This is a genomic window from Chryseobacterium vietnamense (genome assembly GCF_031454475.1).
Taxonomy (GTDB): Bacteria; Bacteroidota; Bacteroidia; order Flavobacteriales; family Weeksellaceae; genus Chryseobacterium; species Chryseobacterium vietnamense.
In genome coordinates, this window is record NZ_JAVDQX010000001.1 from 939,031 (window position 1) to 963,295 (window position 24,265).

General features: G+C 36.3%; 27 protein-coding genes. 5 read left to right on the forward strand and 22 right to left on the reverse strand.

Features of this window, described 5'->3' with window-relative positions; all coding sequences use genetic code 11:
- Positions 1 to 607: 607 nt before the first annotated feature.
- Together J2786_RS04170 and J2786_RS04175 are read left to right on the forward strand one after the other, a co-directional pair.
- On the forward strand, positions 608 to 2,419 hold the full coding sequence (locus tag J2786_RS04170) for a TonB-dependent receptor plug domain-containing protein (protein ID WP_047431124.1): 1,812 nt from the start codon (positions 608 to 610) through the stop codon (positions 2,417 to 2,419).
- 71 nt (positions 2,420 to 2,490) lie between these two features.
- A complete protein-coding gene (locus J2786_RS04175) occupies positions 2,491 to 3,207 on the forward strand; it encodes a DUF2490 domain-containing protein (protein ID WP_047431122.1) in 717 nt (238 codons plus the stop codon).
- On the opposite strand, the gene J2786_RS04180 is transcribed toward J2786_RS04175, so the two are convergent.
- The 16 genes from J2786_RS04180 to J2786_RS04250 all read right to left on the reverse strand — a co-directional run bounded on the left by J2786_RS04180 (position 3,204) and on the right by J2786_RS04250 (position 15,947).
- Positions 3,204 to 3,650: a phosphohydrolase gene (locus J2786_RS04180; protein WP_034694511.1), complete on the reverse strand. Its 447-nt coding sequence runs from the start codon at positions 3,648 to 3,650 to the stop codon at positions 3,204 to 3,206. The genes J2786_RS04175 and J2786_RS04180 overlap by 4 nt on opposite strands.
- A 79-nt stretch (positions 3,651 to 3,729) precedes the next feature.
- The gene (locus J2786_RS04185; protein WP_047431119.1) at positions 3,730 to 4,065 is read right to left on the reverse strand and encodes a YegP family protein; all 336 of its coding nucleotides are present in this window, start codon (positions 4,063 to 4,065) and stop codon (positions 3,730 to 3,732) included.
- Between the two features lie 27 nt (positions 4,066 to 4,092).
- Positions 4,093 to 4,407: a hypothetical protein gene (locus J2786_RS04190; RefSeq protein ID WP_047431116.1), complete on the reverse strand. Its 315-nt coding sequence runs from the start codon at positions 4,405 to 4,407 to the stop codon at positions 4,093 to 4,095.
- 147 nt (positions 4,408 to 4,554) lie between these two features.
- Positions 4,555 to 6,330 carry an acyl-CoA dehydrogenase FadE gene (locus tag J2786_RS04195; protein WP_047431113.1) on the reverse strand — a complete coding sequence of 592 codons (1,776 nt, stop codon included), beginning with the start codon at positions 6,328 to 6,330 and terminating at the stop codon, positions 4,555 to 4,557.
- Between the two features lie 112 nt (positions 6,331 to 6,442).
- The gene (locus J2786_RS04200; protein ID WP_047431110.1) at positions 6,443 to 6,811 is read right to left on the reverse strand and encodes a four helix bundle protein; all 369 of its coding nucleotides are present in this window, start codon (positions 6,809 to 6,811) and stop codon (positions 6,443 to 6,445) included.
- Between the two features lie 54 nt (positions 6,812 to 6,865).
- Complete coding sequence (locus J2786_RS04205) at positions 6,866 to 8,044, reverse strand: thiolase family protein (RefSeq protein WP_047431107.1); 1,179 nt, start codon at positions 8,042 to 8,044, stop codon at positions 6,866 to 6,868.
- Between the two features lie 105 nt (positions 8,045 to 8,149).
- Positions 8,150 to 8,614 carry an IS200/IS605 family transposase gene (gene tnpA / locus J2786_RS04210; protein ID WP_047431104.1) on the reverse strand — a complete coding sequence of 155 codons (465 nt, stop codon included), beginning with the start codon at positions 8,612 to 8,614 and terminating at the stop codon, positions 8,150 to 8,152.
- A gap of 81 nt (positions 8,615 to 8,695) precedes the next feature.
- Positions 8,696 to 11,089, reverse strand: a complete 2,394-nt coding sequence (locus tag J2786_RS04215) for a 3-hydroxyacyl-CoA dehydrogenase/enoyl-CoA hydratase family protein (protein WP_310024072.1) — start codon at positions 11,087 to 11,089, stop codon at positions 8,696 to 8,698.
- Between the two features lie 53 nt (positions 11,090 to 11,142).
- Positions 11,143 to 11,595: a MarR family winged helix-turn-helix transcriptional regulator gene (locus J2786_RS04220; protein WP_047433293.1), complete on the reverse strand. Its 453-nt coding sequence runs from the start codon at positions 11,593 to 11,595 to the stop codon at positions 11,143 to 11,145.
- A gap of 165 nt (positions 11,596 to 11,760) precedes the next feature.
- Positions 11,761 to 12,684 (reverse strand): ABC transporter ATP-binding protein, encoded by a 924-nt coding sequence (locus J2786_RS04225; protein WP_047431097.1) that lies wholly within the window; start codon positions 12,682 to 12,684, stop codon positions 11,761 to 11,763.
- 187 nt (positions 12,685 to 12,871) lie between these two features.
- Positions 12,872 to 12,928: a hypothetical protein gene (locus J2786_RS23035; RefSeq protein ID WP_374710490.1), complete on the reverse strand. Its 57-nt coding sequence runs from the start codon at positions 12,926 to 12,928 to the stop codon at positions 12,872 to 12,874.
- Complete coding sequence (locus J2786_RS04230) at positions 12,906 to 13,160, reverse strand: GxxExxY protein (protein ID WP_310024074.1); 255 nt, start codon at positions 13,158 to 13,160, stop codon at positions 12,906 to 12,908. The genes J2786_RS23035 and J2786_RS04230 overlap by 23 nt, the downstream gene beginning before the upstream one ends.
- Before the next feature lie 315 nt (positions 13,161 to 13,475).
- Positions 13,476 to 13,631 (reverse strand): hypothetical protein, encoded by a 156-nt coding sequence (locus J2786_RS04235; RefSeq protein WP_310024076.1) that lies wholly within the window; start codon positions 13,629 to 13,631, stop codon positions 13,476 to 13,478.
- 304 nt (positions 13,632 to 13,935) lie between these two features.
- Complete coding sequence (locus J2786_RS04240; RefSeq protein WP_310024079.1) at positions 13,936 to 14,091, reverse strand: hypothetical protein; 156 nt, start codon at positions 14,089 to 14,091, stop codon at positions 13,936 to 13,938.
- 304 nt (positions 14,092 to 14,395) lie between these two features.
- Positions 14,396 to 15,367, reverse strand: coding sequence for a FecCD family ABC transporter permease (locus tag J2786_RS04245; protein ID WP_047431095.1), 972 nt, complete (start codon positions 15,365 to 15,367; stop codon positions 14,396 to 14,398).
- A gap of 19 nt (positions 15,368 to 15,386) precedes the next feature.
- On the reverse strand, positions 15,387 to 15,947 hold the full coding sequence (locus tag J2786_RS04250; protein ID WP_047431092.1) for a TlpA family protein disulfide reductase: 561 nt from the start codon (positions 15,945 to 15,947) through the stop codon (positions 15,387 to 15,389).
- A gap of 33 nt (positions 15,948 to 15,980) precedes the next feature.
- Here J2786_RS04250 and J2786_RS04255 point away from each other — a divergent pair, with 33 nt between their 5' ends.
- Positions 15,981 to 17,105, forward strand: coding sequence for a ferredoxin--NADP reductase (locus tag J2786_RS04255; protein WP_047431091.1), 1,125 nt, complete (start codon positions 15,981 to 15,983; stop codon positions 17,103 to 17,105).
- 56 nt (positions 17,106 to 17,161) lie between these two features.
- The gene (locus tag J2786_RS04260; RefSeq protein WP_373427997.1) at positions 17,162 to 17,719 is read left to right on the forward strand and encodes a SanA/YdcF family protein; all 558 of its coding nucleotides are present in this window, start codon (positions 17,162 to 17,164) and stop codon (positions 17,717 to 17,719) included.
- Here J2786_RS04260 and tamL read toward each other — a convergent pair.
- A complete protein-coding gene (tamL, locus tag J2786_RS04265; protein ID WP_047431089.1) occupies positions 17,716 to 20,325 on the reverse strand; it encodes a translocation and assembly module lipoprotein TamL in 2,610 nt (869 codons plus the stop codon). The genes J2786_RS04260 and tamL overlap by 4 nt on opposite strands.
- Here tamL and J2786_RS04270 point away from each other — a divergent pair.
- Positions 20,311 to 21,036, forward strand: a complete 726-nt coding sequence (locus J2786_RS04270) for a TrmH family RNA methyltransferase (RefSeq protein WP_047431087.1) — start codon at positions 20,311 to 20,313, stop codon at positions 21,034 to 21,036. The two genes, tamL and J2786_RS04270, sit on opposite strands and share 15 nt — an antisense overlap.
- 79 nt (positions 21,037 to 21,115) lie before the next feature.
- On the opposite strand, the gene J2786_RS04275 is transcribed toward J2786_RS04270, so the two are convergent.
- The 5 genes from J2786_RS04275 to porQ all read right to left on the reverse strand — a co-directional run bounded on the left by J2786_RS04275 (position 21,116) and on the right by porQ (position 24,206).
- Entirely contained in the window at positions 21,116 to 21,616 is a 501-nt protein-coding gene (locus J2786_RS04275) for a hypothetical protein (RefSeq protein ID WP_047431086.1), read from the reverse strand.
- 3 nt (positions 21,617 to 21,619) lie between these two features.
- Complete coding sequence (locus tag J2786_RS04280; protein ID WP_034694332.1) at positions 21,620 to 21,928, reverse strand: phage holin family protein; 309 nt, start codon at positions 21,926 to 21,928, stop codon at positions 21,620 to 21,622.
- Positions 21,929 to 22,008: 80 nt separating this feature from the next.
- The gene (locus tag J2786_RS04285; RefSeq protein ID WP_047431084.1) at positions 22,009 to 22,359 is read right to left on the reverse strand and encodes a YtxH domain-containing protein; all 351 of its coding nucleotides are present in this window, start codon (positions 22,357 to 22,359) and stop codon (positions 22,009 to 22,011) included.
- A 95-nt stretch (positions 22,360 to 22,454) separates the two neighbouring features.
- Positions 22,455 to 23,129 carry a (d)CMP kinase gene (gene cmk / locus J2786_RS04290; protein WP_047431083.1) on the reverse strand — a complete coding sequence of 225 codons (675 nt, stop codon included), beginning with the start codon at positions 23,127 to 23,129 and terminating at the stop codon, positions 22,455 to 22,457.
- 84 nt (positions 23,130 to 23,213) lie between these two features.
- Complete coding sequence (porQ, locus tag J2786_RS04295) at positions 23,214 to 24,206, reverse strand: type IX secretion system protein PorQ (protein WP_047431081.1); 993 nt, start codon at positions 24,204 to 24,206, stop codon at positions 23,214 to 23,216.
- Positions 24,207 to 24,265 lie beyond the last annotated feature (59 nt).

Genomic DNA, 24,265 nt, shown 5'->3' on the forward strand with positions numbered 1-24,265 from the left:
GCATTAAGGCTGTCAGTAATGGTGTTTTGCCACAAATATTCTGTGGCCGGCATCAATTGAACTTTTACATATATTCCTGGATTCATCCGAAACCTGTGGCTGCATTTTTATGAATGCTGACAAAAATTACTGTTGAAAAAGAATACTTTCATCGTAAAATTAAGACCCACAAAATTACGAAATTTTAGCGAAAAATTTACGCTTATCTTATTGTTAAAAATTGTTATTATCAACATAAAATGAGAAGCCTAAAACGGAAATATATCTGTTGATGGATGATAAAAATAAATGTTTTTTGTGGACTTAATTTTATTTTACTGTTTATTTTACAGTGTTTTATATAATTTTTTAAAATTTATTGTGTTTTTTTTCTTAACTATTGTTTTATGTTGTAAAATTATTTAAAATTGTACCTGTAAATATGTAATATAGAAATGAGAAAATTATTCAGAGATCTAGTTACACATTTAATGAGAAAAAGATAGAAATTACTCCCTCACAAAGATGCAGCCCAAACGCTGCATCTTTTTTTATGACAACTATCATTTGCCTGTCTTCACGAACTCCCTTACTTTTGGACTCTGTTAAAAAACTACGGAAAACGATTATGATCAAAAAGATAGGAAGTGCTTTTTTTCTGGGATCTTTACTTTGGGTAAATGCACAGGAAAAGACAACAGATATTGAAAGCATTGAATTTCAGGGAAAATTTATCTCTACACCTTATAAAAGTGCTAATCAGAACATCAGTGTTATCACCAGAGAAGACATTGTAAATTCTCCGGCTAAAAGTATTGATGAAATTCTTCAGCAGATACCTGGGATGGATATCAGAAGGAGAGGAGCCAATGGGGTACAGAGTGATATAGGTTTCCGGGGAAGTTCTTTTGAGCAGGTTCTTCTGTTGTTGAACGGAATCAGGATGAATGATTCCCAGACCGGACATAATAATATGAATATTCCGGTAGATCTGGATGATGTAGAAAAGATAGAAATCATAAAAGGCCCTGCAGCAAGACGTTTCGGACAGAATGCCTATGCCGGTGTTATTAATATCATCACCAAAACTACACCAGGGAAAAAAGTAAAGATCAGTGCTGAAGGAGGAGATTACAGTACTTATGGACTGGGATTTAACGCCCAGATCGGAAATGAGAAGTTTACGAACTCCCTTCTGGCGAATTCTGCTTCTTCAGATGGCTATATGTTCAATACCGATTATGAGATCAGAAATGTATTTTATCAGGGAAAACTCAATATCAAAAACGGAGATGTGAGAATTCAGGCCGGGTTTTCTGAAAAGAAATTCGGAGCCAATGGTTTCTATGCTTCCAGTGCAGCTACCAAGCAGTATGAGGAAACACAGGCATCTATTGTAAGTGTGGCCCATCAGCAGACTTTCGGAAAGCTTAAACTTAATTCTAATGTATACTGGAGAAGAGGCCAGGACATGTACCTGTATGACAGATGGAATCCTGATTTTTACCGAAATATGCACATCGGAAATAATGTAGGTGGAGAAGTCAATTCCAGTTATCAATGGGGATTGGGAACAACAGGAATTGGGGTTGAATTGAGAAAAGAATTTTTAGTAAGCAGTAACTTAGGAGACAGAAACCGTTTTGTTTCCCAGGTTTTCTTTGAACATCATTTTTCATTACTGGATAAAAAGCTAAATATCAGTCCGGGAATTTCATGGGCTAATTATTCTAAAGAAGGAAATTTCTTCTATCCGGGACTGGATGTAGGTTATAACTTTAATGCCAATGCTAAAATCTACGGAAATATTGCAAAAGTACACCGTGTACCCACTTTTACCGAACTTTATTATGTAAGTAAAACGGAACAGGGAAACCCGGATTTACAGCCTGAGAATGCAATTTCTTCCGAGGTAGGATATCAATATCAAAACAACAGGATCTTAGCTAAAATCAGTGGATTTCTAAAGAATTCCAGCAACTCTATTGACTGGGTGAAAAAAGATTTGAGCGATAAAGTATGGTATGCTCAGAATGTGGGAGATATCAAGACCAAAGGGATCGAAGCAGAGTGGAGCCACAGACCGACTGACTGGTTAAAATACACCGTTGGTTATACTTATATTGACAGTAAATATGAAGAGAAAAACGGGGTGGTTTCAAGATATGTTTTAGATAATCTCAGACATCAGTTTGTTTCCAAATTAGAGTTGAAGTTCCTGAAAAACTTTACCAATGAGCTTGTTTACCGTTACAATGAAAGAGTGAATTTGGGAACTTATAATCTTGTTGATGAGAAGCTTAGCTTTGCTAAAAAAGATTATTCGGTTTATGTATTGATTAATAATGTGACCAATACAAAATATACCGAAGCATTTGGTGTAGGAATGCCGCAAAGGTGGTTCCACATTGGGTTTTCTTATACAATTAATATTAAGTAGGTGTTAATTTAATATTAATGAAAGTTAATATTAACAAATTGTTAAAAAATATACATTTGCAAAAATTTTTTATGAAACGTCTTATAGGATTAGGTTTACTACTCGGAATTTCTTTTTTTAAAGCACAGGAACATATTTCCAGCTTCAATGCAGTGACTCTGACCTATAAGTTTCATCCGAAGTTTTTCCTTTATGCAGAAGGGCAGATGCGTGGTAACGAAGATTATACCTATCCTGATTATTATGAAATAAAAGGAGGATTAGGGTATAATCTTACCAAAAACCACAAACCTTTTGTTGGGCTTGGAAGATATGTGAACTACAAAGAGCATAGCCTGAGCAGAGAAGAGTTCAGAGTATGGCTTCAGGATGTTATTGATGTCAAAAAAGGCATCGTAAAGTTTGAAAACCGTTTTCGTGTTGAAAAGAGCTGGTTTTACGAACCCAAAACGGATCAGACTTCCCAAAGAATGCGTTACAGATACCGTCTGAACGTAAGTGTTCCTTTAAACGCCAAAACGATCAAAAAAGGAACTGTTTTCGCCAATGCTTATGACGAGGTGTTCTTCGTCTCTCCGATGAAGCCTACTTTCGCGAGAAACAGAGTCTATGGCGGTTTCGGCTATCAGATTGATGATTATTTTGGTATTGTGAGCGGATATCTGTGGCAGCGTGAATTTGAAGCAAAAGGAAACAAAAATTTACATTTCGTTTACCTTGCGTTAAACATCAATATCGACGGAACAGATCATCACACAAAAACTTACGATTTCCCGGGTGCAGATTAATATTTCTCTATCAGATAACGGTAGGCTTTCAGATATTTATTAAATCTTTTGATGTCTTTAGGAGTAAGCTCTCTGTTTACTCTTCTGAGATCCATATTATCACGAAGGTCATTCAGTTTTACAGCAACGGATAGGAGAGATCTTTCTGTTCTTTTGATGAATTCATCATAATCTTCTTCCGGATCAAGCTTTGTAAGGCAGCTGATGGCAAAAATAATATATTCGGGGAATCCTTCAGATCTTAAATAATCAAGACTGAATTCCAATGGGTGATCTTCTACAACGTCGTGCAGGACTCCTACGATCTTTTCATCCAGTGTTTTACCATAGTTCATCACACGCATTACGTGGGCAATGTATGGAGCATGGTATTTATCGGTTTGTCCCTTATGAGCCTTATCGGCGATTTTGATTGCTTTATTCAGTAATTCTTCTTTTGTCATTTCTAATGAAAAATAGAGTACAAAAATAAAAAATGCCTTAAAAAAATAAGACATTTTATGAAGAATATTTTATATGATTTTAAAAGTTTGTTTCATCCTCTATATGAGCGTGTGGAGCATTGTGTTTTACGGATTCTATTCCGTTTTCCATGCCATTGTCAGATTCATACATCTGGCTGGTTCCGATGATCTGTCCGTTTCCTGCTTTTAGATTAAAGTAACATCTGCCGTCATTGGCTGTATTTCTTTCAAATTTTGCATCTTCCTGAGCATTGATTTTTACGGATCCGATTCCGCTTTCGCAGGAAGGTTTGGTACTGTATCCCTGACTGGTTAAAATAACCTGCCCGTTTCCTGCTTTTAGATTAAACTGGAAGTCTCCATTCGTTCTTTTAGAGATAATAAATTTTCCCATGGTAATAGTTTTTAGTTTGTGTTGTGTTTATTTGGATGGCATTATCTTTTTCCGGCTTACCTGAAGCTTATCAGGTGTAATCGAATTTAGAATTTTATATTGTGAATAATCCTTTGAAGGTTCTTTTAAAGCAAGATAAAGAGCAGTATCCTTAGGCTTAACTGTCAGTATTTTATAAAGCTCTTTTTGAGAATGCTCGGGTTTCACAGCAAAATATCCTGGGAATTTTATTTTGGAAACGATTTTTGTTGTATCAATCTTTGGAACAGGGATTACATTTTCTGTTTTTTGTGCTGAGAAAGCCACTGAAATAAGGAGTATCGGAAATAATAAAGTTCTCATGTGTTAGTTAATTTAAAATAAAAATAATCATTTTTTTTGAATTAATCCATTGAATACATGGAAATCCAATGATAACCATAATAAATATGGGTGAAAACAAAAGCGCCCCAAAGTTGGGACGCTGAATCAAATTTATGTTATTAAAGACTAATAAGCTCCTTTCTCAATATAGTGAGCTGCCACTTTTTCAGTAAGTGCCACTACATTTGGATGGTTGGTGTATTTAGTGAATCTTCTCAAACCAGAAAGCATCATTCTCTGCTCATCTCCTTCAGCGAAAGAAACGATTCCTTCTTTAGCCGCAGTGATGATTTTCTCAACCGCTTTGTAAAGGTTCAACTGAGCCATAGCTGCTTCCACAGATTCAGGAGAGAAATGCTTCTCAGCTCTTAATACTGCAGATTCTGCCATGTAGATCTGGTTAAGGATTTCAGAAGCATTCAGTAATAAATGCTGTTGTTTCTCAATATCCATCATGTATTTCTGAAGAGCCGCTCCGGAAACCATTAAAAATACTTTCTTAAGGTTAGCGATAATTGCTTTTTCTTCACTCATGAATTCAGAATAATCAGGAACTTCGAATGAAGGAATACCCATTAATTCTTTGCTGATGGCCATTGCAGGAGATAAAAGATCCAGTTCACCTTTCATCGCTCTTTTGATAAGCATTCCTACAGCTAATAATCTGTTGATTTCATTAGTACCTTCATAGATTCTTGAAATTCTTGAATCTCTCCACGCAGCTTCCATAGGAGTATCTTCAGAGAATCCCATACCTCCGTATACCTGAATTCCTTCATCTGCAGTGTGCTGAGCAAGGTCAGAAACGAATACTTTAAGGATTGAACATTCTACTGCGAATTCTTCAACACCTTTCAATTCTGCTTCCTGATGGCTTAGTCCACCTGCTACCAACTCGTCTATTTTATCCTGAACGTTTTTAGCAGCCCTGTAAGAACCAGCTTCACTTACGAAAACTCCCGTTGCCATTTCTGCCAGTTTCTTTCTGATCGCTCCGAAAGTAGCAATAGAAACACCAAACTGTTTTCTTTCGTTAGAGTACTGGATAGAGTGGTTTAAGATTCTTCTTTGTGCATCAAGACAAGCTGCCGCCAATTTAATACGGCCTACGTTCAATGCATTTAAAGCGATCTTAAAACCGTTGTTTCTTTCTCCTAAAAGGTTTTCCACGGGGATTTTCATATCATTGAAGAAAACCTGACGGGTAGAAGAGGCACGGATACCTAATTTATGTTCTTCTTCTCCGAAAGTTAAACTTTCTGGATTTTCAAGTTCAGATCTGTTGATTACGAAACCTGTGATATTTTTATCATCATCAATTTTAGCGAATAATGTAAATGTATCTGCAAATCCTGCATTAGAAATCCACATTTTCTGGCCGTTGATGATATAATGTTTTCCGTCTTCGGAAAGTTTTGCTTTTGTCTTTCCTGAATTCGCGTCAGAACCAGCATCCGGCTCTGTCAGACAGTAAGCCCCAAATTTTGTTCCTGTTGCCAAATCCGGAAGGTATTTTTTCTTCTGCTCTTCAGTTCCGTAAAGAACGATAGGCAGCGTTCCGATTCCGGTGTGTGCACCATAAGCTGTTGCTAATGAACCGGTAGTTCCGGAAATATAATCGCAGGCAAGCATTGTCGTTACAAAGCCCATTCCAAGACCTCCATACTCTTCAGGAACAGCAATTCCCAACAATCCCATGTCACCTAACTTACGCATTGTTTCTTCAGTAAATGCATAATCTTTCTTTTCGAATCGCTCTCTTTGAGGAACAACCTCTCTATCTATAAATTCCTTCGCAGAATCACGAAGCATTTTTTGTTCTTCATTCAGTTCTTCAATACTGAAAATTTCGTTTGCAGGAATCTGTTTGATTAGGAATTCCCCGCCTTTTAATGTAGCCATATGTTATTTTGTTATTTAATTTTTGAGACATTTTAGATAATAGACGGATAGATGATAGATTATTGGTGGCGTCTATTTTCTATCTGTCTATTATCTCCTAGTCTTTTTTTTCTTAGTTCCTGTTTAAGGTATTTTGAAATACCATTGTTGCTTTTTGAAATTCCTCAATCTTAATTTCAAAGATTTCAGTTTTTTCATCGGATAAATATTTTCTATGATTTGCTAACAATATCTGTGTTTGCAATTCAAATGAAGAACCTAAAGAAATATCTAAAAAATGACTAAAAGACTTATTTGTTCTGCTTGAACCTTCAGCTATATTTGATGGAATTGAAATAGCACATCTGTCCATTTGATTTTTCAAACCATATTTTTCATAAGTTGGAAAAGTATCTGTAAGATCTAAAGTTAATCTTGACAATTCCATACTCATTTGCCAAATTTTAAGCTTCTTAAAATTGTGCCTCTTAAAATCATTCATACATTTTTGGTGTCTTTAAGTCTATTATCTATCCGTCTATTTTCTATTTGTCTATTAAAGTAGTTCAAAAATAGAAGCCGCACCTTGTCCTGTTCCCACGCACATAGAAACCATTCCGTACTTGTTGCCACGTTTTCTCATTTCGTCAAGAAGCTGAACGGTAAGTTTCGTTCCTGTGCATCCAAGCGGGTGTCCAAGAGCGATAGCTCCTCCGTTTACGTTTAAGATGTCAGGATTTAAACCTAATTCTTTCTTGATCGCAACTGATTGAGACGCAAAAGCTTCGTTAAGCTCAATCAAATCGATGTCTTTCAGTTCTAATCCTGCTTGTTTCAAAGCTTTTGGAATAGCATAGATAGGTCCCATACCCATGATTCTTGGCTCCAATCCGGCTGCCGCATAAGCCACTAATCTTGCTTCAGGCTCCAGTCCTAATTCTTTTACCATTTCCTCACTCATTACCATTACGAAAGCAGCTCCGTCACTCATCTGAGAAGAGTTTCCGGCAGTTACGCTTCCTCCGTTGGCAAATACAGGTCTTAGTTTTGCTAATCCGGCTAAAGAAGTATCAGCTCTTGGCCCTTCATCTACTGAAAAATCAAATTTTTTAGTCTGTAGTTTCTGGTTTTCGTCAAGGAAGTTATATTCTACAGGAATCGGAACAATCTGATTGGCAAATTTTCCTTCCTGATTGGCTTTTAAAGCTTTCATATGAGATTCAAAAGCAAACTGATCCTGTTCTTCTCTTGTAATATTATATTGCTTGGCTACTTCTTCCGCTGTGTAACCCATTCCCCAGTAATAATCAGGGTTTGTTTTTGCGATATCCGTTTCCGGAACCGGCTTATAACCTCCCATTGGAATATATGACATTGATTCTGTACCACCAGCGATGATACAATCTGCCATACCAGCCTGAATTTTTGCAGAAGCAATAGCGATCGCCTCACTTCCTGATGCACAGTATCTGTTCACGGTTACTCCAGGAACTTTATCAGTATTTAATCCCATCAAAGAGATCAGACGTGCAACGTTCAACCCCTGTTCAGCTTCCGGCATTGCATTTCCTACGATAAGGTCATCAATTCTGTTTTTATCTAATTGTGGTAGCTCAGCCATTAATTTTTCAATAACGGTAGCCGCCATCACATCAGGTCTTGTAAATCTTAAACTTCCTTTTGGAGCTTTTCCAACGGCTGTTCTGAAACCTTTTACTATGTATGCTGTTTTCATTTTTTTTGTTTAATTAAATTGTTTTAAGAATTTTTTGCCTCGTAGAGGTTAACTGTTCATAGATATTTGTTTATGCTTTTTGTGGAGCTCCGTAGGAGCGACCTGTTAATCATTAATCCATTCAAATAAATATTTTGGATCATATTCTATCTCAAATTTTGACATAAAATCCAGATACTCTTCTCTAAAAGTTTTCTTTTTATGATGTTCTTCCTGATTTAAAATATATTTTACAACAGAATCAACACTGCTTTTAGAATGAGAAAAAGCTCCATACCCTTCCTGCCAGTTGAATCTTCCATTGATCCATCCTTTTTCGTTGATGAATTTTGAAGAACCTGCCTTAATATCTCTTACTACATCTGAAACCGAATGTGTGGGATTCATACTTATAAGAATATGGACATGGTCCGGCATTGCAAAAACTGCGAATAATTTTTGATTTCTATTGGAAACAATACCTGTTATAAACCGATGTAATTCTTCTCTGTTTTCTTTTGAAATCAGATTTTGTCTTCCTTTTACAGCGAAAACAATTTGAATATAAATCTGAGTGTAGGTATTTGCCATACATTAACAGGCCGCCTCTACGAGGCTCTCCAATTTTAAATTATTCATGCTATTAACAGTTCGCTCCTACGGAGCTTCCCGTTAGTTTCTCAAAGGCTTCCCATTTTGTAACATGTACTGAATTCTCTCTAAAGTTTTTCTTTCACCACAAAGCTGAAGGAAGGTTTCTCTTTCAAGGTTCAGTAGATACTGTTCTGTTACAACCGTTGGCTCAGATAGATTTCCACCTACCATTACGTTGGCCAGTTTATCTGCAATTTTCTTATCGTGAGCAGAGATGAAGTTTCCGGTTAACATCTGGTCTGTTCCTACGTAGAACATTCCTAATGCATCTTTACCAAGAACTTTTACTTTTTGTTCGATAGGTTGAGTATATCCTTGTTCTGCTAATAGTTTTGCTACCTTTTTAGCTTCGGCTATCTGTCTGTTTTTGCTTACGGAAACGATGTCTTTTCCTTTTTCAAGGATTCCCATATCGTAAGCTTCATAAGCAGAAGTAGCTACCTTACCCATGGCGATATTCATGAAAGCATCACGAAGTCTGTTATTTTTAACATCATCATTGTGGAATTCTCTGGAAGTTCTTAAAGTCAATTCTTTAGTACCACCACCGCCAGGAATTACCCCAACTCCGGTTTCTACAAGTCCGATATACGTTTCTGCGGCTGCAACTACCCGGTCTGCATGCATAGTCATTTCGCATCCTCCACCCAAAGTCATTCCGTGAGGAGCAACTACAACTGGAATAGAGGAGTAGCGTACTCTCATCATTGATTTCTGGAAGTAAGCGATAGCCATATTCAAGTCATCCCAATCCTGCTCAATAGCCATCATCAGGATCATGGCAAGGTTAGCACCTACAGAAAAATTAGTTCCCTGGTTTCCTACAACCAATCCCTCATATTCTTTTTCAGCCAAATCAATGGCTCTGTTTAATCCGTCAAGAACTTCACCTCCAAGAGAGTTCATTTTTGAACGGATCTCAAAGTTGATGATACCATCTCCTAAATCTTCAATCGCTGCGCCGGAATTACTCCAAAGCGTTTTATTTTTTCTGATATTGTCTAAGATGATGAATGCATCCTGACCCGGGATTTTGTTATATTCTCCTGAATTTTTATCAACATAGATACTTTGTCCTTCATCATTTACTTTGTAGAAGGTTTCTACGTTTTTCACCCAATCTGAAACTTCATATCCTGCATCTTTTGCCAGTTCAATACCTTTCTGAACACCTAAAGCATCCCAGATTTCAAACGGTCCGTTTTCCCATCCGAAGCCAGCTCTCATAGCATCGTCAATTTTGTAAACTTCGTCAGAGATTTCAGGAACTTTGTGCGAAACATAAGCGAATAATGCTCCTAAAGACTTTCTGTACAATTCACCTGCTTTATCTTTACCGCCGATCAATACTTTGAATCTGTCGATTGGTTTGTCAATAGATTTGGTTAATTCTAATGTCGGGAATGATGATTTTCCCTGAAGTTCATATTCTAAAGTATCAAGGTTTAATCCGTGAATTTCAGATTTTCCATCTGCATTTTTCACTTTTTTATAGAAACCTTGTTCTGTTTTTGAACCTAACCATTTATTATCCATCATTTTCTGGATATAAGGAGGAAGGGCAAATACATCATTGAAGTCATTGGCTTCTGCACCGCTTTGGCGAACACCGTTGGCTACCATTACCAAAGTGTCAAGACCTACAACGTCAGCTGTTCTGAACGTAGCAGATTTTGGACGTCCGATGACAGGACCTGTTAATTTATCAACATCAGAAACAGTAAGTCCTAATTTCTGTACATTGTGAAGAAGATCCATCATAGAGAATACTCCGATTCTGTTGGCGATGAAAGCTGGTGTATCTTTAGCTAAAACGGTCGTTTTACCTAAGAACTTCGCTCCATAATTCATATAGAAATCTATAATTTCAGGAGCTGTATCATTAGTAGGGATAATCTCTAGAAGAGGAAGGTATCTTACGGGGTTGAAGAAGTGTGTTCCGGCAAAGTATTTTTTAAAATCCTCGCTTCTTCCTTCTGTAAGGAAATGAATAGGAATACCTGATGTATTGGAAGAAATTAATGTTCCCGGTTTTCTGAACTGCTCAATTTTTTCGTATACGGACTTCTTGATATCAAGCCTTTCTACTACTACTTCAATGATCCAGTCTGTATTTTTTATTTTCGGCAAATCATCATCGAAATTTCCGATTGTAATTCTGTCTGCAAACTTAGGTGAATAAAGAAGTGCAGGACTTGCTTTTTTAAGTTTTTCAAAGTTTTCGGAAGCAATTCTGTTTCTTACTACCTTGTCATCTTTGGTCAAACCTTTTTTCTGTTCAGCTTCAGTAAGTTCAAAAGGAACAATATCCAAAAGTGATACTTCAACGCCGATGTTGGCGAAGTGAGCAGCGATTCCGCTTCCCATAATTCCTGAACCAAGAACCGTTACATGTTTGATTCTTCTTTTCATATGTAAATTTTTATTTGTATAAGATGATATGAACCCGAAGGCTTCATCAAAATTTATTTTCTGTTATTTAATAATTCATTTGCTATTTTCATGATTTCACCCATCACATCCTTGAAAGCATCCAGTTTTTCCGGAGAAATTTTTTCCATTACCTTCTTGTTGAAATTTACAACGACCTCCTTAGACATATTCCTGGAGTTTAATCCTTTATCTGTAAGTTTGATGATCACCTCTCTTTTATCCGTAGTGGTCTTTTCCTTATAGATGTATCCGTTATCCTCAAGAAGTTTGATGATTCTCGTTAATGAAGTGGGTTCAATAGCCATCTTTGGACCGAGATTGGTACTTCGCGTCCCTTCTTTGGGATCAATTTTAAGAAGCGTGAGTGCCTGTACCGCTGTGGAATCATGTTCCTGGGCTAATTCTGTGTACATTTTAGAAACAGCCAACCAGGTCTGCTTTAAAATTAAATCTACGTTTTCTATTTTTTCCTTATTATTATCCATCATTTTTGCGCCAATGGTTTTACCCAAATTTAATAAATATTATGCATGCATAATATTTATTAACGTTAAATTTTGTTAATAGGCTGTAAATAAACGGATTAAATTATATGATTAGCATAATACTATGCATGCATAGTATGTGGATAACTCAAAGAAAATCAAGTATTAATGAATGTTTGAGACTAAATTAATGATTTCTTCAAAAGATTCACATTGATAGGTGGAAGAATCGTTAGCAATTACCCAAAAAGAGTTTCGAAACTCGAAATTAAGGTCAGACAGGTCTTTTTGGAAGTTTTTTTGAAGCAGAGAATACAACATTTCCTTATGAAACTGCGGTGCCGAAATATAGGGCGGAATAAAAGTCTCATTGATCTGAAATAACGAAGCGTTGGTGAGTTCATCATGCTGTAGCAAAATGTCCTCAACAATCCCTGAATACAGGTGATTTTCCTTTACATACCATATTTTGTCTGCAAACTCTTTGGCCAGCCTCCAGTCGTGTGACGAAAACAGAATAAGCTTGTTCTGTTCCTTAGCTAGTTTTCTCAGGGTTTTAAGAATAATAATTTTGTTTTTCTCATCCAGATGGGTAGTAGGCTCATCCAGAATGATGATAGGTGAATTTTGAGTAATAGCACGCCCGATAAAGGCTTTTTGAAGATTCCCGTCAGAAAGGTTTTTCAGTAGGGTATATCTGTACTGATTCAGATCCAGTTCTTCAATAATATGCGCAACTTCTTCGCGGTCTTCTTTTTTTAATTCAAAGTAAAAAGGGTAGTAGATGTATTTTCCCAGGGAAATAAGATCTTCAACCGTATAATGCTGCGGAACAATTGATTTTGAAAATACAATAGCAATATTCTCCGCGATTTCTTTTACCGAAAGATTTTTTACATTTTTTCCATTAATAGCAATTTCCCCATTCAGTAAAGGGAGCTGATGCAGAATAGATTTGATCAGTGTTGTTTTTCCCACACCGTTATTACCAATTAACAGGCATACATCGCCAAGCTTCAAGTCTGCATTGGCATTGGAGATTAATGTGGTATTGTAACCGATATTTGCCTGTTTGATTTGTAGGTGCATGTTTTTGTTGGTTATGCGCGAAGGTGTAAATTGTTTTACAAAAATAATGTTTTAAGGCACAAGAAATTTGACTTTATCAAATTTTATCCTCTTTACTTTATAAGTTGTTTACAATTCTTGTGACACCGTTTTTGAAAACATCAGCTTGAAAATTGAGAAGCATTCCTAATTTGCAGTTTGACATTTTTTAATAGGTTAATAGCTGAGCTTTATGAGCGGGGCTAATGTAATCGACGGTTTTCATTTCTAAAATCACTTTTGTTTTCAATCATCAGGTCGAGTTTAAAAGCGTTCTCTATTTTCAAATCTTCATAAATGATAGGAAGTAATTTTTGTTTTTCTACTAAAAATCCTGCTTTTGTCAATTCGTAGAACATACATTCTTCATATACATGTTCAAAAAGCCCTGCTCCAAGTTTTTTATGAATCTTTAAACCTGTTTCAAAAACTACTTTTGATAATTCATTTTCTGTCATTGGTGTTGTTTTGTTGGACTTAAATATATGAATAGTTGCTTAATAATTACAAAGACTGTTACTAATGATTTTGGAACATAGTATGTCTATTGATGCGAAATGTTGGGTAAACGCGAAGGCGCAAAGGCTTCTAATATTTTGTGTAATATTTTAAGGCGCGAGAAAATCGAAGATTTTCGGCAAGGGATTGGGGATGTTTTTTGTTTAGAATATTTAAAATATGCGGTTTTCAATTTTATCGGAGATAAAATCTTTGCGTCCTAAAAATATATAGGTTTTAAAAGTTTCTTGCGTCTTTGCGTTTTCCAACAAAAATTAAACTTTATTCTGTTTCAAAAGCATCATCAGAATCACAGGAATTCCAAATACAGAACTTATTACATTCAGAGGAACCTGTGTTTTTCCGTAATTACCGAGAAGAATAATATGATCAGAATTTCCAGGAACATAGTAAGAATCTACTGCTTCCATAGTGGAGCTTAAGTATATGAATAGTTGCTTAATAATTACAAAGACTATTACTAATGATTTTGGAACATAGTATGTCTATTGATGCGAAATGTTGGGTAAACGCGAAGGAGCAAAGGCTTCTAATATTTTGTGTAATATTTTAAGGCGCGAGAAAATCGAAAATTTTCGGCAAGGGATTTGGGATGTTTTTTGTTTAGAATATTTAAAATATGCGGTTTTCAATTTTATCGGAAATAAAATCTTTGCGTCCTAAAAATATATAGGTTTTAAAAGTTTCTTGCGTCTTTGCGTTTTCCAACAAAAATTAAACTTTATTCTGTTTCAAAAGCATCATCAGAATCACAGGAATTCCAAATACGGAACTTATTACATTCAGAGGAACCTGTGTTTTTCCGTAATTACCGAGAAGAATAATATGATCAGAATTTCCAGGAACATAGTAAGAATCTACTGCTTTCATAGTGGAGCTTAAATATATGAATAGTTGCTTAATAATTACAAAGACTGTTACTAATGATTTTGGAACATAGTATGTCTATTGATGCGAAATGTTGGGTAAATGCGAAGGCGCAAAGGCTTCTAATATTTTGTGTAATATTTTAAGGCGCGAGGAAATCGAAGATTTTCGGCAAGGGATTGGGGATGTTTTTTGTTTAGAATATTTAAAATATGCGGTTTTCAATTTTATCGGAGATAAAATCTTTGCGTCCTAAAAATATATAGGTTTTAAAAGTTTCTTGCGTCTTTGCGTTTTCTAACAAAAATTAAACTTTATTCTGTTTCAAAAGCATCACCAGAATTACAGGAATCCCAAATACAGAACTTATTACATTCAGAGGAATCTGGGTTTTTTCTGCAATAACTGAGAAAAGCAACATGATCAGTATTCCCAGAAACATATTAAGAATCCATTGCTGCCATAATTTTGAAGGATTATAAACGAGTCTGCAGAAGTGAGGAACAATAATTCCGATAAAGAGAATAGGTCCTAAAAATGCCGTAACAGAAGCTGATAGGAGAGAAGATGCAACGATGATTAAAAGCTTCAGCTGTTTCAGGTTTACTCCTAAACTTTGTGCATAGGAATTGCCCAGAGAATTTCCAATGAGTGGCTTTATCGCTTTGAAACAGATAAATATTCCCACTAAAACTAAAATAAATAATACATAAATCTGGTTTCTCGTTACCATATTATTCGCTCCGAAAGACCATAAAATATAGTTTTTCAGACTTTGATTTTCCGCATAAAACTGAAGAAGGGAAACTATTGCTCCCGCAAAAGCAGATACCAGAAACCCGAAAATAATAAGGTACGATTTGTCCTGAAATCTGTTAGACATCGACAGTAGGATGAACATTAACAGTAAACTGCCCCCAATAGCCGATAAACTGAGAAAACTATTCTGTAAAAATTCAGGCAATAAAATAGTATGGGAAAAGAAAATATAAAAGGCAACCGATAGACTCGCAACTGAAGTGATACCCAATATATCAGGCCCAGCCAGGGGATTTTGAAAATATTCCTGCATCAGAAAACCCGAAGTGGGAATTGAGATTCCGGCCAGCATCATTACCAAAACACGGTTGATACGGATCTCAGCAATTTGGCTATGAGCAGAATCCTGAAAGAAATCCTGGAAGTTTAAACTTAAAAATCCTGTGTCCAGATTAATGACAGCACTTATAATAATGGCAATCACGAATAATAAACACAGGATTTTAAATCTTTTTGACATGATTCAGAAAGAGTTCAGTCTATTTTAAAAAAGAGTCAATTTTTGAATTCAATACATCTTCCGTCATCATTCCCAGGTATTCATCGGTTTTATCACCTTTTCTCATGAAAGTAAAAGGAATAGAACCTCCGTCCCATTGTTTGAAGTTGTTATGGAAGAAATTTTGATCTAATTTTTGTCCGTCCAGTAAGATAATGCTGCCTCCCAATTTATTTTCTGCAGCAAAATTTTTAACGGCATCGTTCCAATCCGCTTTATCATCAAGGTTGACGAAAGTGAATTTTACAGGTTTCCCTTTCAGTTCCTCCATTTTACTTTTAAAACTTGGAATCTCTCTGATACATGGGCCACACCAGGTTGCAAAAAAATTGGTTACATATAACGTGTCATTATTTTTTGCCAGGTGCTGACTTACATTTTCAGGAGAAAGTTCTTTGGGAATAGCCGTACTTCCTTCAGATTCTGTAGTTTTAGATACAGAAAGAGAATCTGCAGCTGCTGTGTTTTCAGTTTTCTGACCTTCTTTTTTACAGCTGTACAGTGCAGTAAGAAGTAACGTGGATAAAATTATCTTCTTCATAAATTATTTTTTATCTATTTTTGAATTGAAGTTATGGAACAACAAATCTATAAAGGGAAACTGATACAGTTTCATCCGTTAAAAATAGCGAAAAAGGAAGAGCTGACCAAAAATACTTTTTCTCTGGAGTTTGATATTCCTGAGAATTTAAAGGAAAATTTCAGGTTTGAAGCCGGGCAGTTCGTCAGTATAAGATTTCAATCACATGGGAAAGAGGTTATTAATGATTATTCAATGACTTCGGCTCCCTATGAAGGTAAAATATGTCTGGGAATAAAGGTCAATTCCCCTGAAGGCGCTACTTCGCAGTTATTTCAAAACTATAACGCTGGTGATGAACTATGGGTGAGTGAACCTGCAGGAAGATTTACCATCGTATCTAAACCTAGTGAATTCAGAACTATCGTAGCCTTTGCAGCCGGTATCGGGATCACACCGATTTTGAGCCATTTTAAAAATATTCTTCATACCGAACCCAGAACACGTTTGTTCTTATTTTTTGGAAATAAAAGTTCAGAAGACCTGGTCTATCGTGAGCAGCTGGATAATCTTGCCAGAACTTGTGGAGACAGGCTTCAGATATTTTACTTCTTTTCACAGGAAAAAACAGCAGACCAGTTTTTCTACGGAAGGTTGGATGAAAAGAAACTGAATCTTATCATCAATCAGATTCTTCATTTGGACGATACCGATGAAGAATCTACTATTTGGGATGCTGTAGACGAGGTATTGATTTGCGGAAAAGGAGAAATGATCAAGACATTGGCTAATGCCTGCTATCATCACGGAATTCCAAAAAAGAATATCCATTTTGAACTTTTTGAAGAATTTAATGATGATATTTATCCTGTTGAAAAAGAATTTCCTTTAATTGAAAATATTGAGGTAGAATTTACGATGCTGGGAAAAAAATATACAACCCGGCTTCCTGATAATAAGGACAAAATCCTTCAGCAGCTTCTGATGCAGAAATTTCCAGTACCTTATTCCTGCAAGTCCGGAATCTGTGGAAGTTGTGAATGTTCTTTGGAAGAAGGAGAAGTGGAACTGTTGGAAAATGAGTATCTTACCGAAAAAGAGGAAGAACAGGGACATATTTTAGCTTGTATGTCTATTGTGAAAAGTAAAAAAATAAAGCTTAACTTTGATCTTAGTTGAGAATTATTAGGAACATATTTAACCTTGGGTTTATATCACTGGAATTGGGAATTCTGATGATATGCTTCTGTAATGTGTGGGTTTTCGGACTTACCAACGGGAGAACCTATACCAAAATCTCAAAAATTCCGCCACGGGAAATTGCACTGGTTCTGGGAACATCTCCCAAAATGAGATCCGGAAAATCCAATCCTTATTTTACCAAAAGAATGGATGCGACAGCACTTCTTTACCATCATGGGAAAATCAAGAAAATTATAGTGAGCGGGGAGAAGAGTAAAGGCTATAATGAACCAGGTGCTATGAAAAACTATCTGATCAATCAGGAAGGAGTGCCTGAAGATATTATTGTTGAAGATCCGAAAGGATTCAATACCTATAAAAGTATTCTCCGTTGTAAGGACGTTTATAAGAAGAAAAATGTCATTATTGTATCTCAGGGGTATCACAACCTGAGGGCATTGTTTTTTGCAAGAAATAATGATATGAATGCATTAGGATTTGATGCACAGGATGTCACCAAACCTGAAAGTTTCTACAGAAACCAGACGAGGGAAATCCTCGCCCGTGTGATTGCTGTAGTGTATTTTATTTTAGGCGTTTCTCCGGATTAGAAAGGATATCCGAACGCGATATTTACTGTTGGCTTGAATGGCTGGATATTTTTAAATCTCCATCGGTCACCTTCAGGTTTATTGGGGTCATAGATCTTATACGCAAGGTCAATTCTCGCCGTAACGTAAGCGATGTTCAGCCTTAATCCAAACCCACTTCCGATACCTACCTGTTTCCAGAACTTACCGAATTTAAATTCATCTCCGTATCCATCATTATAATTACGAAGACTCCATGTATTTCCAATATCGGTAAATAACGCTCCCTCATAGGTCTTATTGAATGGAATTCGATATTCAATATTGGTGGTAAGCTTTAAGTTGTCCGTCATATACGTACGCACTCTTTCGTCTACCTGAGAATCGGCAGGACCTAGCCCTCCAAATGCTACCCAAGCTCTGATATCATTGGAACCTCCGTTAAAATAAGACTTGATGATGGGCATATCCTGAGAGTTTCCGTAAGGTATTCCAACTCCGATAAACTGACGCAGCACCAATGTCTGGTTCCCGTTAAACTTGAAATATTTTCTTGTATCAATATCAAATTTTACAAACTGTGCGTAGGGTAGCCCGAAAATAGTTCCTTGCGGGCCGGTAACAATACCTCCGCCGTTATCTTTTTTATTGAATATACTTAATATATTTCCCGCAAGCTCCACTTTTCCGTTAAAATAAAAGGCATTTGGATATTCTTTCTTTCCAATTTCACTGTAAACAAAATTGTAGATCATGGAAGAAATAAGGACATCCTGTGTTTGTCTGTCTTTGTTAACCAGTGTTCCGGTAAAGGCCGTTAAAAGATCTCTTCCCTGTTGATTAAGACTTCCGCGGTAAGCATCATTCTCGATGATCTTTTTGGAAACTTCATCTACACTGAGTTTTCCATCTCTGTAATCTTGTCCGGTTTGCGCAGTTTCCGGGTTAAACATAAAATAATTTCCGAAAACCTCGTCTTTGACCCTTCCATCATTCACAAAATAATCATAGTAAGCATCTTTATTTTTTGTCAGACTGACCTGAGTATTGAATAAAGTAAGCTTGTGATACACCTGATCATTAACACTTGCCTGATAATTCAGTCCGGTATTGAAAATCAGCCTTCCCAAACCGATATTGTTCTGTATCGATGCCCCCAGCAAAATAGATGATGTAGGCGTATATCGTTTTGGAATAAACTTATAATAATTAAAAGGAAGCAGTAGTCTTGGGAAATTCAGGGATGCCTGAGCCGAGATTTCGTAGGCTGCAACTCTTTTGCTGATATCTTTTGTACTTCTGATAGAACCAAATGTCCCTGAAAGGCTGGTAGAAAGGTTTTCCGCACCTCTGAAAACATTTCGGGTGGTAAGGTCAACAGAAGGGGAGATCCCCAGATTTAAAACCTGAGAATAATTGATATCTGTTCCCACTTTAAGTTCGTACTTCGGAAGTGGTTTCAGTACATACAAAACATCTACAATACTGTCGTTTGGCGATGTCATTCCGCCTTGTCTCAGTGAGTCTCTTGCTTTAACGATGCTAAAGTTATTCATCGATAAAAGATTTCTCTTGGTCACATCCAGTTTCGTCTGGTCAAAAACCTTTTTACTGTCCGGAATAATAGCTCTCCATACAGATGAAAGTTTGTATTTGTCATTCATCGTATGAAATCTTATTCTCCTTAAGCTGTCTTTTTTGGTATTTTTAGGATAATCACCGGGTTCATCCACAATAGCAACGTCAATATTTCCGAAAGTGGCTATCTTATAAGGAGTATCCAGAGAATCTTTATGAATTTCCAGCGTTAAAGGAACCTGTTTTCTGCTTTTAAGAGAATCTGCAACAAAATAAACTTCATCATTGGAAGCATTGAATCTGTAGAAACCAAACTCTCTCATCAGATCCGTAATTCTGGTAACCTCTCTTTCAAGAACGGTCTGGTCAAGAATCTGTCCCGATCTCACAAGGCTTCTGTTCAGATTATAGTTGTAATACCCTTTGATTCCCTGATCCGGAATATTGTAGAAATAATCCTTGATGCGTGTAGGATCATTATGCTTGATAGAATAATTAACAGATGCTTTTTTGGACGCGGAATCCAGCGTGTGTTTAAAGTTTACATCTGCATCCCAATATCCTCTGTAGGTAAGTCTTTTCTTGATAGATTCGGCACTTTTTTCACTTCTTGCCTGATCAAGAATTACCGGCGGTGTTCCCCAATTATGCAGTAAACGGTCGAAAAGAAGACTTTTCCCAACACTGCTTTTCATATTATATTTAAGGAATAAAGAATCTCTCAGTTTCTGATTTCTCATCTCACCGGGATACGTCATATATTCATTAAGTATGGTATCATATTTTGTATCCGCCATATTGTACAGAAGTAAACTTAATGGCATGAAAAGAAATTGCTTTTTGTTGGGTTTTTGCTGAATATAATCTTTCAGCTCTTCGTCGAAAAATTCTCTCTTATCTTCGAACTCTAAAGTGTTCTTGGTAAGCAGGTATTCACCATCAGGAACTTTTTTTGTTGTACTACAAGCATAAAGGAGACCAACAAATGTTGCAAATGAGATAATTTTATAATATTTTTGAGGAGAATTCTTATAATGCTTACAGCTCATACAATAAAAGTTTTACAATCTTTAGATAAAAAGAAGTTCAGACAAAAATACAATTTGTTTTTGGTTGAAGGTAATAAAATCATTTGTGAACTTTTTAATTCTAACTTTAAAGTTAAAGAAATATTGTCAACCGATCCACAAAAATTGGACCGTACTGATATCCCTGTTACCCATATCTCTGAAAATGAATTAAAAAAAATCAGTTTTCTTAAAACTCCAAAAGATTCCGTTGCGGTATGTTATCTTGCCGAGGAAGAGAAATGGGAGGATAAGAATATACAATTGGTTTTGGATGGACTCCAGGATCCGGGAAATCTCGGAACTATTATACGTTTGGCAGACTGGTTTGGAATTGAACAGATTATCTGTAGTGAAGATACCGTAGACGTGTACAATCCGAAGGTGATTCAGGCAACCATGGGATCTTTTACCAGAGTAAATGTGGTATATACTGATCTTGTGGAATATCTTTCTAAGACGGAGAATGTGAATATCGGAACGGATATGGAAGGAGAGAACATCTATACTTTTGAAAAACCGGAAAAGATCAACCTTATTTTAGGAAATGAAGGAAACGGGATGAGACCGGAAACAGAAAAGCTTTTACAAAAAAGTATCAGTATTCCGAGATTTGGAAAATCCCAGTCTACAGAAAGCCTGAATGTATCAATGGCAGCAGGAATTATTTTAGGGCAGTTATTTTCAAAATAGAAAATCAGAAACCAGAGGTTGGAAATTATTGTAAAATATTACTGAATAATATCCGGCGCCTGGTTTCTGATATCTTATTTCATATCAGTTGTTCCATACTTGAAACACTTTTGTTTTTCTGATAGACCTCCATCTTTTTTCTGACATATTTCAGCGCAATAGGAGCAAGGTAAATCAATGCCGCGCCAATCAGTTTTTTCTTCCAGTTGGAGCTTTTCATATTTTTTTTGGCGTAGTTTCCTACGATAGCAGTAACTCCCAGTTTAACAAGGCTATCTGTAATATTTCCTCCTTTGAAGGCAGAACTCGCAATTCCTACAGCTGTATTTTTGCTGATCAGAAGATCTTTCACCTCTGAAGTAAGCTGTTTGGCGATGACATCCTTTCTTAAAACTACTTTTTCATCACCGTCTTCATCAATCTTTTCCTGAAGGTACTGATCGCTTAAACCATTGGTAAAAGCACTTAGGCTTTCTTTAGTATTCTTGAAGGTCAGAAGATTTTCCAGATCACTTATTTCACCCTGAAGCAGTTTTTTCTTTCTTCTTAATTCTTCTATGCTCTCGTATTTTCTGCCCATAGTTTAATGATTTAAAAATTTAATAACCTGATCTGCAACAGTATTGACAATCTTAGTTTTGAATGCAACAACAAACGCCATCACCAGCGCATAAAATGCAGCAACAATTAAGAATCCGTATGAGTAATTATCCAGCGCTTTTCCAATAAGGAAAGCAATTCCAAAATTGAAAAGGATAATAAAAAAAGCAAAAGCAACAAGCAGTACTACAAAGTAAGTAATGAGCCCGGCAGAAAGTGACGACTTTTCAGTCGCTTCAATTTTCAGAAGATCTATTCTCTTGGAGGCGTATTCTTTAATAGTTTCTATCATTGTTTTTTTTTAAAGTTACAAAAAAAGGAACTTTCGCACAAAAGTTCCTTTCCGTAATTTACTTAGAAAAGATAAATTACTTATTTTTTTAGATCATTAAGTTCTGCTTCTACATCTTTTGCCAAATCTGCAGTTTTAGAAACAATCTGATCTTTGTATTTATCATATCCGTCTTTCACAGTATGTGCTACGCTGTTAGCTGTTTCCTTGAAAGTAGAAGAAATATTGCTGTACTGGTCCTTTACCTTTTCAGAAACCTCTCCGTATTTATTTTTTGCCTGATCTTTAAGATCATTCGCTTTAGTTTTGATTTTCTTTCTGGTTTCTTTACCTTCTTCCGGTGCGTATAACATTCCTAAGATTACACCTGCCGCAGCACCTGCAAGAAGTCCTGCCAATATACCTGCTGTATTATTTCCTTTTCTAGACATTTTAAGTTTTTTAATAATTAATAATAGATTAGTTTTTACAGTAATAAAACTTGCAATTTGTATACCAAAGGAGGCCTGAAGCCTATTAAAAATTGTTAAATCTTTTCGATGTGAGATAAAATAAGCTGTATGGTTTCTTCTTTGGTCAGTTCTGAATTATCAATTACAATAGCGTCGTCAGCCTGCTTCAATGGGGCTATTTCACGCTCACTATCGATCTTGTCACGTTCTATCAGGTTTTGTTTTACCTGTTCTTTATCTGCTTCAATTCCCAGGCCTTTCAGTTCCAGAAATCTTCTGTTGGTCCTTTCGTCAATACTGGCAGTAAGAAAGAATTTATAGTCTGCATTTGGCAGAACTACTGTCCCAATGTCACGTCCGTCCATAATAACACCGCCTTTTTCTGCCAAAGTGCGCTGTGACTGCAGCAAAAAGTCTCGTACTTCTTTCTGTTTGGCAACAAGGCTTACGTTGTCTGATACGATATTAGTACGGATTTCCTTAGATATATCTGTATCATTCAGGAAAAGAATAAGAGTGCCGTTGTTGTTTTTAAATTCAAGGTTGATCTGATTAAAAGAAGAGAATAGGGTATTCAGATCAATTTCACCATTTTCATTCAGACAATGCTGTAAAGCATACCAGGTAACTCCTCTGTAAAGTGCTCCTGTATCCATATGAATAAGTCCCAGTTGATCAGCAATGATTTTGGAGATAGAACTTTTTCCGGTAGACGAGTACCCATCGATAGCAATTACAGGTTTTTTCATACTGCAAATTTCAAGATTTTTTTTAGAAAATCAAGAGGAAGTAAGAAATTTTCGGAATAATTAAGAAATTTCCTGCCGGGAAGATTATTCTCCTCTGTGGCTGGAAAGGTCCATAGAAATTCCTATCTGGTTGACATTTGAAGAGTTGTGATATCTTACATGGGCGTAATCAATGCGGAATCTGGAAACTTTAACTCCAAATCCTGCAGAAAGCCCTGAGAAGTTTCTTTGGTCTGCAACGGCCAGTTCATTTCCTCTTTTTACATTGTATCCCAGTCTTATATTGAAACTCTTTTCCGGAAATAATTCGGCTCCCAATGAAAAGTGATCGGCAATCTTTCTGCCGGTACCCACTTTTTGTCCGTCTAGATTCTCTTCTGAAGAAATATCAAACTTCTGAAGATCGTGTGCTGTAATCGTGATCGCAAGAGGGAAGTTCTTGATTGTTTTGGTGTATCCCAGATCTATTCTGAAAGGAAGATTTTCTCTTGTTCCATTGAAGGATTTCAGCTGAAACCCAAAATTTCTCATCACAAGAGAAACTACTTCTTTATTCTTTTTATTATGATAGGTAATTCCCGCTGTTCCGGAGATGGCGGAAGAAGTGTAGTTATCAATTTTTGAAGTAATAAAATTAAGTCCTCCACCAATTGTCCAGTCTTCTTCAAACTGGTAGGCATAGCCTGCACCAATCGCTACATCTGAAGCTTTAAATTCTCCGTTTTCGAAACCGCTTTCGTCAGTCCTCGGAATACTTCCATAGCTCATATACCTTGCATTGATGGTAGCCATATGACCATTCTCAAAATCTTTGGCATAAGCAATAGTTCCGTATTTCGAATCGGCAAGGTAAGCCGTTGCGTTTACAGAAAGCTGTTTGTCAGAATCTTTATTTAACAGGGCAGGGTTTGCAATAGCAAAGGAAACATCATAATCTCTTACCGAAATTGCATCACCACCTAAGGCAGCTTGTCTGGCAGAAACAGGTACGTTTAAGAACGGATAAACATTTGTTCCTGTTTGTGCATAAGAAACAATTCCTGATAGAAATAATGAAAAAATGATAATTTTCTTCAATTCAATTTATAATTAATGCAAAAATAATCCTTTTTCGTACTTTTCAAAATATTTCTGAC